Raw genomic sequence first — 12,660 nt, forward strand, 5'->3', positions numbered from 1 at the left:
CCAAGACTTTTAAACATCCTTACTCTTCATCGTCGGGAATTTTGTTGGAGTTTAACTACACTCCTACGAACTTCTTTGTATTGCTTTAAATCGTACCTCTACAATTCTTCAAATTCATTCGCATTTATTCCCGTTTTCATGGCTTTTTGATGTCCAATTGATGTCCTTGTTCTATTTTTGCTGTCCTTTTGGAAAGTTGCATTTAACAGTGGCTCTTCCCTAAAAAACATCCATATTTTTTGCTAAATTCTCAAGCGATTGTCTTGTAATACTTTCATTAACCTCAGCGTAAATGTTCATGGTTGTTGATACATCCGCATGACCCATAACTTCCTGAATAACTTTCACATTTGTCTCGTTCTCACAAAATCTTGAAGCAAATGTATGACGGAATATATGGCATGAGAATCTAGGTAACATTACTGGTTCTCGCTTCTGCTTTTTTGCCTTAATTTCTTCTTCTGCGTTATGTGCATCAACTATACGCTTAATGGCTCTGTTTACTGCTGCCGGATTATGAGGGTTTCCAAAGCGATTCGTAAATATGAAGTTCGTCATTCCATCTACTTCATTACTACAGAATCCTTCTTGTTTCTGTCTCTCACGTTCCTGCAATAAAATCTGATATAACTGTTCCATAATTGGAATTGTCCGGACACCTGCTTCTGTCTTAGGCTTTGATACCCTAAACTCACATACATAGGTTTCCTCACGCCTTGGATAGTATGTCAAACTATGGTTGATACTAATCAGGCGCTTCTCCATATCAACATCATCCCAGCGAAGTCCAATGGCTTCTCCAATTCGACATCCTGTTCCTAGCAATAACATAAAGAACGGATACCACACATAAAATATCGGATTCTTTGCTACATATTGCATAAAGGAACGCTGCTGCTCTACAGTAAGAGCATGTCTTGTCTTGCGACTTCCACCATTTCGTTTCTTAATCTCCGCATATGCACCATCAGTTGGATTCTTTCTTATAATATCATCTCTGACTGCAAGTTGAAAGGTTGGATGCAATACTGTATTGATACTTTCCAGTGTATTTACCTGCAATCCCAATTCCGTGATTAAATGATTGTAAAAGGCTAACACATCTGAATACTTCACATCTCCTATTTTCTTCTTGCCAAATCCATCTTTAATGAAATGATCCCATGTGTACCGATAATTGGAATACGTTGTACTTCTTAATTCTGTCTTTGTTGATAGGTAACGGTCAAACACATAATTAAGTGTGGCACTTCCTGCTACATACACATCTAATCCATCCATCTGATTCCTTATAAGCTGTTCTTCTCTTTCTCTAAGAGTTGCCAGGTTATTGGAATAAATATACTTCCTTTTTCCAAATGGATCAGTGTAACAGTAGGAATATCTCGTTCTTCCCTCACTCTTACGATACGACTCACCTTTGCGTAATGCTCGTCCTTTTCCATCTTTTCGTGCTGCCATCTTTTCCTCCTTCCGAGGGATAGAGAGCTTGCACTATTTCTGAGTTGATAATATGTTCATTCTCAAACTCATTTTTATCGCTTGCGTTACAGATAATTCATGATTCTTTGCATACTCTAGCAAAATCTCATATTCTTCATTCGTGAATCTCACACTGACTTTCTTATCCATCGGATCATCACTCTTTGGTCTACCAGTTCTTGCCATGTTGCACCTCCTCATATCATGATTATACTTTTTGTCCGTCATAAAGTCAAGCATTAAAGTACAAGTTTCTCTATCTCTCTCCATATTTATTTATAGAAGCTGTCTTCCGTTATTCTGAATGTCTCTAAATACTCATCAATTACATCCAAATTCACGAGTACAAGCTGATTGATTTTGTAACAGGCTTTTGCGTCTTTTGCCAACTCTTGAAACTTTGTCAGTCCCATAGAATACAGTTCTGCACCTTCCGCATATCTAACAAATTTTTTCCTCTTTGCTCTCTCCATGAAGCAGCTCCTCCCTCACAAGTTTTTTTGCTGTCTCCCATAAGGAAAGTTGTGTAATCAATGATTTATCAATTTCCTCCATTACATTAGAAGCCACCGTAATATACCCAATGTGTCCCCTGATTGCACTCTTTGATACAGTTTGCATATCCTCTGGCATAAAATCAGAGATTTTATGAAGGTGAAGTCCATTTACATCCAATGGATTAATTTTCACATGCACCTTAATATCTTTTAATTTAGAGCTTAATGGGCACACTGTAACCTGTGGTGCTCTGCAATGATTACTTGCATCAGCTGAAACCACGACCGCAGGTCTAATGAATCCCTGGACACCATTTGGCTTCCATCCAAAATCTACATATACAACCTGTCCTCTTTTGTACTCTTTATAATAATTTTTACTCTTCATAACTATACTTCCTCCCTGTCTTTTACATTCATCCCCAGCGAACCTTCATCCACTGTAATAATCGCACCACCTACTGCCTTAATCTTTCCGACTTTGTAATAAGCATCTGGAATATCTAAGGAAATTGCCATCATATTAGCCACAATGACTCCTTCCACTCTCTTCTGTCGAATGAGCTGCGCAATCTTCTCAAACTGCTGATTGCAGTCACCCTGACCAAGACCATTTCTTCTCATAATGCCTACAATCTTAACATTGTGTGCTCTTGCATATTCTCTAATGTAGCGTTCCTGATTTTTCTCACGCTTTTCTGTTTCCCATAATGGTCCAGTAGTTGATAAGTATGCGATAACCTCAATAATAGGTTCTTTCTTTTTTCTTCTACTCATAATATAACCTCCACTAAGATACAAGCCCTGTTGCCTGCTCAATCATAAATTCAAATATGTGTCTTAAATAATTCTGTTGTTCAACAGGTAGTTCCGATAATCTGCTGTCTATTGAATCCTCATTTTTATTCATCTTGGTATCCGTTTCTTCTATATTAAGAAGTTTATTTGCATCACACTGATAAGCATCCATTAAAAGGTATAATCCATTCATACTTAGACCTCTTCCACCCTGTTCAATCTGGTTAATACTGGAATTACTTAATCCTGTCAATTCGCTTACCTGATACACGGATAACTTTTTATCTTTTCTAAGCTGGCGAAGATTCGGTCCAACTGTATATCCATCATATTTATTCAACATATCCAATCAGACCTCCATTCCTCGCTCTTTCTTCAATCATTGCTTTGACTTCTTCATAAGCTGCCGATTCCGTTTCATATTTACCAAGAAAATCACCACACTGGCTATACACAATAGTTCCCCACTCGGTGTTTATAAAATTGCATCGGCTGAGTGCCAGGGGATACCCCCAGCAGCTAACAACCTTTTCTTTCATTATTCTTCATCGCCCTCTGGTAAATATGGTGCGATGATTGCCTTCTCAGTGAAATCCACAATTATCATGCCAAAGTACATAGCCTTTTCTATGAACTTGTCCAGATCATCTACATCATTTGAAAGGTCTGTGATTGACTTTACAAAAATAATACCAACGCCTGAGTTTTCAATCCAATCGCTTAACCTGTCCACAGATTCACGATCAATATCTCCACCTGCTAATTCATCTACGATGATATCAACCATTTCAACACCTGTTGCATCTGCTACCTCAAGCATCTCAGTAACTAGTACATGAATCTTGTCATCTGACCTGCGGGTTTTAATGAAGATGACACCCTGTCCTTTTGGCACTCTTGTCTCTTTTGCTTCTGCCTGCTGTTCATTTTTCATTCTTAAAATCTTGTGTTTCATTGTAATATTCTCCTATTCTGAATTTGATTAGGAGAGCTTCTGCGCATCCACTCTCAAGTGGTATACTCCGTCGAGCACATATATATCATAAAACACAATAGATTTTGTATCTCGACTGCGTAAGTCGTATTTCTGTTCAGAACACGACTTCGGAAGTCGTTTATTTGAAAGCGGCAATAAGAATTCTCTCTGCACGCTCTAATTCTTCCTTACTTAATCCATTTAGTATTTCAGAAATGCTATCATGCTTCATTTGGCTTGTATCTCCATATAAAATGTAATCAGCCGTTACACCCAATGCTTGTACAATTGCATTTATATGCTCTGTTTTTACAAGCACTACTCCACGTTCTATTCTTCTGTATTGCTCATAGCTAAGACCCACGAAGTCCGCCATCTCCTGCGAAGAAATCTGTGCAGCTTCACGAGAAGCTGTTATGCGTTGTGCAATTTCTAATGTTTGATTATCGTCAATAGCTCTTAACAGCTTCTCTTGAAGCATTAAAACACCTCCTTCTTTACTATTTCTTTACTGTTTACTCTTCGTCTTCGTCGATTAGCGAGTATTCTGCACCACAGGCTGGACACTCAACATCAAAATCTCCGTTGAGCCACATGCCAATGTGTCCACAGCATTCACATTCGAGGGCGTCCTCATCAATAAATGAAGCCATACTATCACCTCCTGAATATAAGGTATCATTTCTAAACACTTCATTCGAGGGCGTGAAAAATCATAAAATTGGGTAAAAAAAAGCAGCTAACTAAATTAATAGTTAACTGCTATATTGCATACTTTTCCTATGTAATTATTCCTGTCAGATATGCCAGGTCTCTCACCCTAACAATCCCTGCTGTCCAGCACATTTCAAATCACTGTCTGCTGACCCAATGGCGCTTCTTACCATGGATTCTCTATATTTCTAGGGTACGTAGCCACCCGCTTGTAAATTATGTGTTGAAAGTACTTGTACGCCCCAAGCCGACAATTCCTTTCAGTCCAAATCATTATAACACTTTATATCTTATACATCAATGCTAAAAATCTGTGAAATCTTCTGTAAACCAAGGCAATTTTAGTTCGATTGCTCTTTGAAACATATTATACTGATTCCCTAATTGCAGATATTTCATCTCTAGTAATCGTATTTTTCCTTCCTCTTTGTTCTGTTCGAACTTAACAGCCATATATCTCATGTTATAATGAAATTGAAAAATATTCTCATCGTATTGATATTCGTTAAATTGTATTATTTCAGTCAATTCGTGACAAAAATATTCTATAAAATTCTCATGTTCAAATTCCCTTAGTATTCGCATATCCTCAATAATCAACTCATACCCACTTAATTCCTGTATCTCTTGCTGTACCTTCTGTTTTATTCCAGTCATTCTGTATTCCTGTGGTAAACCTAATTCTGCAAACATTCCCTCCACAAAAATATCAATATTACTTACTGAATCTAATTCCACTACTTTACGAATCAGCTCCGTAAATTTAAGATCTATTCGAACGGAATGCTCATATAAACCATATTTAATTTCATTATAGTTGCACCATCTTTTTATTAAAGCAGTCCACGCATAATCAAATGCATCTGTATTTTCATTCACATCTATATTTTTTAATGAAGCATATAACGATTTAGCTTTATTTCCATAATATCCCTTGTAGTTGTTTTCATATACAAGTTTCTTTGTTTTTGCCTCATATAACGCTTGGGCAGATGCAATTACCATTGTTAAAGGAAAACCATCAAAAACTGTTCTTCGAAAAAAGCGTTCCATAATAGAACACAATTTCACTATATCTTCCGTATGATTTTGTACCCACCTCTTTGTACATTTCCCTGATATTGACTCCGCAAACCATTCACTTTCTCTTTTTATAAAATCTGCCAAACCTGTTTTAGGCACTTCATAAAAGCGAATCTTTGGATCAGCTGTTTGTTCGAATAGCATCTTTCCTACGGGCTTTCCTAAATCATAAGCATATTTTAGACTCTTATATGAATCCTCTCTTTCACATCTACGTATAAATGCCTTATACTTCAAATACCCTATCTCCCACACAGAATCCTCATATGTATGTTTTTGTTCATATTCCTGAACATTTTTTATTGCTTCCATGCATTTATCAACACGATTTTCTATATCTGTTAATTCTCTTTCCTCAATAAACACATTTATAGGAACATCTAAAAGCTTACCTATATACTGGAATGTTGTCTCATAGCAATATATCAATTGAACATAGATTCTATTTATCCTATTTATCTGGTTCAAAGATAAATGCTTGACAATTTCATTCTTTAGTAATTCAAGTTCCTCAGCCGGTTCTGGTATATTTGTATGTTCAAGAAAATTAGCAACAAGCTGAAGTCTTGGTTTGGTAATACTATCTAGAATTTTTATCCTCTGAAATTGTTTATTTCCATATTCTATTCCGTGTTTATCCAAGTAATACAGCAAAAAAACCATCTTATAGTAATCAATGCGATTCTCTTTACTGATTTTATCTTCTTTAATTCCTAAATATTGTTCAAGTTTTTTTGCCACACCAGCCTTATCTGTAAACAATATTTTTTTCATTTTATTGCGTTCTTGAGTAATTTCATCTTTATCAGCTTGTTTTTTTCCACCATCATATATTGATATTCCATCTAATTTTTCTAATTCAAGCACATCTTTGATAATGTCAATTTTTTTCACTTCTTTAATATCATTTCTAAAAATAAAGTTGAATTTTACTTCTGTATACGTCCGGCATTTATAGAAATCAGATACCTTTTTTTCCTGGTACAAAAAATAATCAAATGACAATACAATATTTTCAAACATCATATAAACCATTGTGTCCTTGGATATCTTATCTTGCCAGTATTCCTCCGTTGTTCTACTCTCATACTTATACGTCTCATGTATCAACTTAATTATTGCGCCATATTCCGTCACTATAACACCATCAAAGACTATGTCATTAGCTTTCTTTATATATTCATATACATATTGTGCTTTTTCAAGTTCAGTATCCCCCTGTGGTTTTACATTTAAATTATCTCTGTTTTCCATAGCCTTAAGATTAACAAAAATTATTCCCATACTTCACCTCTACAGTTCATTTAACAAACGTATTATTTGCAACTTTTTTTCAATATTTCTTGTCGCAATCAATTCATCGCTTACTATATATTTTTCTTTTCCATATAATAAATAGTCAGTTGATATTTCCAAGTATTGAGCAATAACATATATATATTCCAATTTACAAACAACTCTACCATTTTCAACTCTTGATAATTGATCTTTACCTATACCTATTATATCGGCAAAATCTATTGCTTTAAACCCTTTATTTTTTCTTGCATCTTGTATTCTTTTTCCCATATCTTTCATAGTGTCTTCTGTAAATAATTTAACTTCTCTTTCCATATAAAAATCCATCCTTTCGTTTGTTTGGCTCGATAAACGTTTAAGGATGGAAAATTACTCCTACTACTATGAAATTTTTTGCAACAAAAAAGGACGCATGAGAAAGTCCAGTCCTTAAACTGGTTTCTTTCCCATGCGTCCACGGTGAGTCCGTCTTAGCAAGCATCAGCCTTGCCGTAATTCAATACGTCTCCCATATCATGAGGCCTTCATTAAATTGTCTTTGTTACATAGCAATTACTATATCTGATGTTAACTTTGCTCTGATTTTTTTTTAGATATATACTTTCCCTTCATTATCTGCTCGGGCAATCAGCATTCCCTCTGTGTACTTTTTTAGTACCATAACTCTGGTACATCTATTTGTATGACATCTGATAATCATCCCTGTTAAAACAGGTTCATCATCATTACCCGTAAGTAAATATGCCATTTTCATACTTTTTCTACATTTCTTACAATAAAATTCAATTTGTTTTAATTCTCTCATCGTTCAGTCTGCTCCTTTACAATACAAAATCATCAGTAACATTTTGTACTTGAAAGGAAAAGGGAATCACCTTTGCAAGCTTATCTGGTGGGAGTTCCGTTACATACCTGTCTAATATGCCCCAACCATATGCTGATCTTCGAAGCCAACTGATTACATGTCACCACACATAATCAGGCTCCGGCTTTCCCTTCTACAAACCAGAGATTGTTATCCTCATAATAAAGATAACTTTCTCTACCATCAACAACACATGTATATCTCATTCCTACACCACCTGCCTTCATGCTGGCAGCTCGACGCATATCTTTTACACGCTGAATCTCATATACTTTGCCATCTTTCCATATAAAACTTTTTGGTGTTAATACTCCTTCTTTTGAAAACTCAGCAGTAACATCCACATATACCTTTACACTCTCCATGCTACAACCACCTCTTCACATTATTTCAATTGCTCTTGGACTTCCTTCTACTCGGCGGATATATCCCTTTTCTTCTAATTGCTTCAAATAATGATGTGCACTAGATGCTGAAGCAAGTCCCGCCATTTCTGCAATTTCTCTTACAGTTGGCGGAAAACCATGCGCCTTAAGAAAATCACATAAAAAGTCATAGATTTTATTCTGTTTATCGTTTAAATCGTATCTCATATAAGCCATACTTAAATACCTCCTTTTAGCCAAAATATCCGATTGGATGAGTCGTATGATCCTCTTTTGCATTCACAGAAGAGAGACTCTTATCACAGTACATAAGACCTCTTTGAACACTATAAAATCCAAATCGTCGTCTTATGGTATCTACTGCATCATCCAATTTCATCTGTTTTTCTCTTTGCTCTACACTAGAAAACAAATCCATCTGTTCCCAGTAATTGTCGTTGACAAGATCTGCCCCTCGAACTCCTACGCTTCTGATTGGCTTTCGCCAGTTGTAATTTTCCTTGAATATTCGATACGCTTCGGTTGCAATCTCCCCAGTAATATTCGTGGCATGATCAATCTTATGCTGTCTGGTAAATGAATAAAGTTCATTATCCCTGACACTGATTTCCACCACCCTGCACTTAAATCCATTATCTCGAAGTCTTGCTGCAACACTCTCTGCAAGAATGTAAAGAATAATTTTTACATCCTCATCATTCTCTAAATCTCTTTGAGTAGTAGTGCTATTTCCAATAGATTTAATTGGTGCATGTGTATGTTCCATTTTTACAGGTGAGTCATCATAGCCATTCGCAAATGCCCAGAGAATACCACCCATCTTGCCAAGATGTGACATTAATAAATGTTCGTCTGTTTGTGCTAAGTCTCCAATAGTCTTGATTCCAAATCGTGCTAACTTCTGATTGGTACTCCGTCCTACATATAAAAGATCAGATACTGGAAGTGCCCATGCTTTGCTTTTGAATTCATCTTCGTACATAGTTGTAATGGCATCTGGTTTCTTATAATCAGAACCAAGTTTAGCAAAAATTTTATTAAAGGATACTCCAATACTAACGGTTATGCCTAATTCTGATTTCATACGATTGCTAATTTCTTTTGCTATCTTGTATCCATCACCTTTTAATGAACTACTGGCGGTCACATCCAACCATGATTCATCCACTCCATACGGTTCTTGTAGATCCGTGTATTCCCCATATATCTCATGAGCCATTCTGGAAAATCGCAAATACAAATCCATTCTTGGTGAAACAATGTTGAGTTCTGGGCAAACCTGCTTCGCCTGCCAAAGTGCCATACCTGTTTTCACACCGTATTTTTTAGCTATATAATCTGCGGTTAAGACTATTCCATGTCTTGCTTCGGGGTCTCCGCCTACAGCCAAAGGTTTTCCATTCAGCTCAGGACGATGCAAATGTTCTATTGCCGCATAACATGCGTTAATATCTGAATGCAATATGACTCGTTTACCCATCTCTCATCACCTCGTTTCTTTTCAGAAGTTACCAATTATATAATCAGAACTTTTTATTGACAATTCGGAAGTTCTGATATATGATTAACCAGAAGTTACTTAACAAACATGATTATATCATCAAAAAGAAGTTTGTCAATAGTTAATCGGAAGTTACAAAAATAAAATTTTTCTTCCTGGAAAGAAGGTAGTAACATGACTTTTGGTGAAAAAGTAAAAGAGGCTCGATTATTAAAAAATCTATCCCAGACCGAGCTTGCGGCAATAACAGGTATTTCAGAGCGTTCACTCTATACCTATGAACAACTAAATACACTCCCAAGAAAAAGTAATATCAGGAAACTGGCAGATGCGCTAAGTGTATCTGTATCTTATCTGGTAGATGATGAAGAAGCTGATAAGCAGAAAAATATTGAGAATGAAGACTTTCTCGATACTGTCAAAGACAAATTCGGTTATAAGAGTGCAAAAGAGGCAAAAGATGTATTAGACCGTGCTGGAGCGCTTTTCGCTGGTGGCGATCTTGATGATGATGCCAAAGAGATATTCATGCAATCATTAATGCAGGTGTATATTTCATCAAAGAAAGAAGCATCTGAAAAATTCTCCAGAAAGAAAAAAACGAAGCCGCCAATTGACGAGTCCGTTTAATAGGACAGTATTTTTGCTACTGTTATAATAGCAAAATGCCAAAATATTTTTGAAGGAAGTGATACCAAATGACAATTGATTACATTGTTAATGTGGTAGATGCTCTGGTCAAGAAAGCAGGTAGCCGAGATCCCTTTGTTATCTGTGAAGTCCTGGACTATAAATTGCACTATATAGATTTACATCAGAGACTGAAAGCCTACTACTTCTATCAATCACGCATTAATAATATCGTAATTGATGAGAATATCATGGAACTATTTCGTCCCATACTGATTGCCCACGAGCTAGGACACGGTATGCTTCACAAAGAGATTGCCATGATGTCCGGCTTTCAGGAATTGGAAGTATTGGAAAAAAGAGCTGATAAGCCTATGGAATACGAAGCAAATCTATTTGCAGCTGAGCTTCTACTCGAAGACAAAAACGTTCTAGAAACATTAAATGAATATACCTTTTTTGAAACAGCAAGCATTTTAAATGTCCCTGCTGCTCTACTTGATTTCAAATTTGCAATCCTAAAAACAAAGGGTTACCGTATTAATGATTTGCAAATAGCCAAGTCTCATTTTTTAAAAGAGGATCTAGGAGCTTATGGGGGTAATAATTCCCATGATTGCTAATGCATTTATAAGAATGACGAAAGCTTGACCAGACGAATCATATTCTCTGGTCAGCTCTGTCTTATAAACTCTATGAGTTGCAGCTTTCATGGCTGTTTTTCTTCTATAAAATATTTGGAGGATTTGTCTTTCTTCCAGTCCAACCCATACCTCTAGCCCATTCTTTCATAGATTCTTTTTCTTCTAAATCTTCTCCGTGAAGAACTTCAAGCATATTACAATATCCATAAATTCCACCAACATCATCGCATACTGGCAGTGCATCTGCATCCACGCATACTGGTCGGTGTTCTTCCATTGGTTCTATTGGGTTTCCAGATGCTTTATACTTCTCCTTTGTCTCATAACATGCCGTCGCAGTTATTTTTACATTCCAATCGTCACCATAATCGTACCAGTAACGGATTGCATTTAGAATAGGTGATGTGACTGGAGCAAGACATATCTCTTCCTTTTCTGAATTTTTCAGTATTAGTCTATTAGAAAAATCCCAAGAATCAAAGTTTTGTATCATTCCTGGCATAAGTAAAATGTCATAGATTGGAAGTCTTTCTATTAGTTCATCAAAGCCACCTTCAAAAGTAATGCTGTCTGCAAGCTCTGTAATTGTCACCTCTGTAATTGGCGCAATGCGTTTTATCATATTTGCTTTTGCGTCCTTATCTCCTGTTTTTTCAGTAAGCTCTCTGCATTCATCCATCCATTCTCCGAATGATTTTCTTATTTCTAAGGTAGGCTGCCACTCATATAACTCTTTTACATCCTTCTGACACCTATAGAAATATTCTCTAGTTCCTCCATAATAATATGGTCCGGTATATTTTTTCCTCATCCAGTTTTTCACACTAATCCCAGCTTTATAATCATCATCCCAATAAATATCTTCATAATCTTCACATGGAAAACGGAAATACATGCCTGCAAGTTTAGCCCAATCTGTAAGTTTCCCTGATTTAATCATCATATTATAATCATCTTCATATGGATGAAAACTGTGCAAATGACTATTCTGCCATCCGAAAGCTCTGTTTATTGCATAATGAAGTGCATGTAGAGTAATATCTCCCGGAACAATGATATCTCTTGATATATTGTTCGTCATTTTTCCATATTGTACAAGTATGCCTAATTCATTTGTTCCCAATGCCTTGTCTTCCATGTCCAATTCTAAATGAAGTCTTATGGCATAAGGGATAGGACGATCTTCTGCCAACTGTCTGGTACGTTCCTTTAATATATCTAATTTATCCATTCGATTATTCTCCATTTCTTTATCTGGATTCATATGTTGATTAGTATTTTGATTAAGCTTCTTTATTTGTGAACTTTCAGCTACATGCATTCGTTCACGATACACTTCACTTCGCACAGCTTCATCACTTCGATTGTCTCCGCCATATTGTCCTCTGCTATATGGAAGATACGATTGAACATTCTTTTCAGATATAAAAAGCTGTTTTGCAATCTCAGCAACAGATAATCCCCTTGCATATAGAGAACCTATCTGAACACTTGTATTGCTGTTCCATAAACCTTCAGTAATAAGGACACGACGTACCTTGATAGGATATGTGCCTAACTTCTTTGCTGTTTCTTTTACAGAAGAAGTTTCTTGATATAATTGAATAATCTTATGATATAGATTGTCATTTATCTCTTCCATGTGCAACGTCCTTTCATTAATATTGAGTAAATTATATATTTTATAACTTTTCGTGTCAACCTTACCTTTTCAAATTAAAAACAGAGGGAACTTTACTTAAGCATTACTATATTAAGAAGTTCCCACTTTTTTACTCTATCTCA

At 36.0% G+C, this 12,660-nt stretch carries 19 protein-coding genes; 2 read left to right on the plus strand and 17 right to left on the minus strand.

Features of this window, described 5'->3' with window-relative positions; all coding sequences use genetic code 11:
• Positions 1-219 precede the first annotated feature (219 nt).
• From ACHZES_RS08415 to dinB, 16 genes are all read right to left on the minus strand, one after another.
• The gene (locus ACHZES_RS08415; protein WP_091237011.1) at positions 220-1,461 is read right to left on the minus strand and encodes a tyrosine-type recombinase/integrase; all 1,242 of its coding nucleotides are present in this window, start codon (positions 1,459-1,461) and stop codon (positions 220-222) included.
• Between the two features lie 33 nt (positions 1,462-1,494).
• Positions 1,495-1,668, minus strand: coding sequence for a CopG family transcriptional regulator (locus ACHZES_RS08420; RefSeq protein WP_091237010.1), 174 nt, complete (start codon positions 1,666-1,668; stop codon positions 1,495-1,497).
• 86 nt (positions 1,669-1,754) lie between these two features.
• Positions 1,755-1,955 (minus strand): DUF6462 family protein, encoded by a 201-nt coding sequence (locus tag ACHZES_RS08425; RefSeq protein WP_091237009.1) that lies wholly within the window; start codon positions 1,953-1,955, stop codon positions 1,755-1,757.
• Positions 1,924-2,367: a type II toxin-antitoxin system PemK/MazF family toxin gene (locus ACHZES_RS08430; protein ID WP_091237008.1), complete on the minus strand. Its 444-nt coding sequence runs from the start codon at positions 2,365-2,367 to the stop codon at positions 1,924-1,926. The genes ACHZES_RS08425 and ACHZES_RS08430 overlap by 32 nt, the downstream gene beginning before the upstream one ends.
• 2 nt (positions 2,368-2,369) lie before the next feature.
• Complete coding sequence (locus ACHZES_RS08435; protein WP_395548262.1) at positions 2,370-2,756, minus strand: resolvase; 387 nt, start codon at positions 2,754-2,756, stop codon at positions 2,370-2,372.
• A 13-nt stretch (positions 2,757-2,769) separates the two neighbouring features.
• Complete coding sequence (locus tag ACHZES_RS08440) at positions 2,770-3,120, minus strand: helix-turn-helix domain-containing protein (protein WP_091237006.1); 351 nt, start codon at positions 3,118-3,120, stop codon at positions 2,770-2,772.
• Positions 3,110-3,316 (minus strand): hypothetical protein, encoded by a 207-nt coding sequence (locus ACHZES_RS08445; RefSeq protein WP_091237005.1) that lies wholly within the window; start codon positions 3,314-3,316, stop codon positions 3,110-3,112. Before ACHZES_RS08445 ends, ACHZES_RS08440 begins: the two co-directional genes overlap by 11 nt.
• Positions 3,316-3,732, minus strand: a complete 417-nt coding sequence (locus tag ACHZES_RS08450; protein ID WP_091237004.1) for a recombinase family protein — start codon at positions 3,730-3,732, stop codon at positions 3,316-3,318. Before ACHZES_RS08450 ends, ACHZES_RS08445 begins: the two co-directional genes overlap by 1 nt.
• Positions 3,733-3,892: 160 nt before the next feature.
• On the minus strand, positions 3,893-4,234 hold the full coding sequence (locus ACHZES_RS08455) for a helix-turn-helix domain-containing protein (RefSeq protein WP_091237003.1): 342 nt from the start codon (positions 4,232-4,234) through the stop codon (positions 3,893-3,895).
• 34 nt (positions 4,235-4,268) lie between these two features.
• Entirely contained in the window at positions 4,269-4,406 is a 138-nt protein-coding gene (locus ACHZES_RS08460) for a hypothetical protein (protein WP_169823787.1), read from the minus strand.
• Positions 4,407-4,770: 364 nt separating this feature from the next.
• Entirely contained in the window at positions 4,771-6,804 is a 2,034-nt protein-coding gene (locus ACHZES_RS08465; RefSeq protein WP_404820353.1) for a hypothetical protein, read from the minus strand.
• A gap of 39 nt (positions 6,805-6,843) precedes the next feature.
• Positions 6,844-7,164: a helix-turn-helix domain-containing protein gene (locus ACHZES_RS08470; RefSeq protein WP_395548260.1), complete on the minus strand. Its 321-nt coding sequence runs from the start codon at positions 7,162-7,164 to the stop codon at positions 6,844-6,846.
• A 274-nt stretch (positions 7,165-7,438) separates the two neighbouring features.
• Positions 7,439-7,654: a hypothetical protein gene (locus ACHZES_RS08475; RefSeq protein ID WP_091237000.1), complete on the minus strand. Its 216-nt coding sequence runs from the start codon at positions 7,652-7,654 to the stop codon at positions 7,439-7,441.
• 173 nt (positions 7,655-7,827) lie between these two features.
• Positions 7,828-8,079, minus strand: a complete 252-nt coding sequence (locus tag ACHZES_RS08480; RefSeq protein WP_091236999.1) for a hypothetical protein — start codon at positions 8,077-8,079, stop codon at positions 7,828-7,830.
• 15 nt (positions 8,080-8,094) lie between these two features.
• Positions 8,095-8,316 carry a LexA family transcriptional regulator gene (locus tag ACHZES_RS08485; RefSeq protein WP_242875675.1) on the minus strand — a complete coding sequence of 74 codons (222 nt, stop codon included), beginning with the start codon at positions 8,314-8,316 and terminating at the stop codon, positions 8,095-8,097.
• 16 nt (positions 8,317-8,332) lie between these two features.
• On the minus strand, positions 8,333-9,580 hold the full coding sequence (dinB, locus tag ACHZES_RS08490; protein WP_395548259.1) for a DNA polymerase IV: 1,248 nt from the start codon (positions 9,578-9,580) through the stop codon (positions 8,333-8,335).
• 195 nt (positions 9,581-9,775) lie between these two features.
• Here dinB and ACHZES_RS08495 point away from each other — a divergent pair, with 195 nt between their 5' ends.
• Both ACHZES_RS08495 and ACHZES_RS08500 read left to right on the plus strand, forming a co-directional pair.
• A complete protein-coding gene (locus ACHZES_RS08495) occupies positions 9,776-10,231 on the plus strand; it encodes a helix-turn-helix domain-containing protein (protein WP_395548258.1) in 456 nt (151 codons plus the stop codon).
• 68 nt (positions 10,232-10,299) lie between these two features.
• Positions 10,300-10,854: an ImmA/IrrE family metallo-endopeptidase gene (locus tag ACHZES_RS08500; RefSeq protein ID WP_295679462.1), complete on the plus strand. Its 555-nt coding sequence runs from the start codon at positions 10,300-10,302 to the stop codon at positions 10,852-10,854.
• Between the two features lie 103 nt (positions 10,855-10,957).
• On the opposite strand, the gene ACHZES_RS08505 is transcribed toward ACHZES_RS08500, so the two are convergent.
• Positions 10,958-12,517 (minus strand): IS1096 element passenger TnpR family protein, encoded by a 1,560-nt coding sequence (locus tag ACHZES_RS08505; protein ID WP_395548257.1) that lies wholly within the window; start codon positions 12,515-12,517, stop codon positions 10,958-10,960.
• Between the last annotated feature and the right edge of the window lie 143 nt (positions 12,518-12,660).

The organism is Lacrimispora sanguinis (assembly GCF_044987295.1).
GTDB classification, from domain to species: Bacteria; Bacillota; Clostridia; order Lachnospirales; family Lachnospiraceae; genus Lacrimispora; species Lacrimispora celerecrescens_B.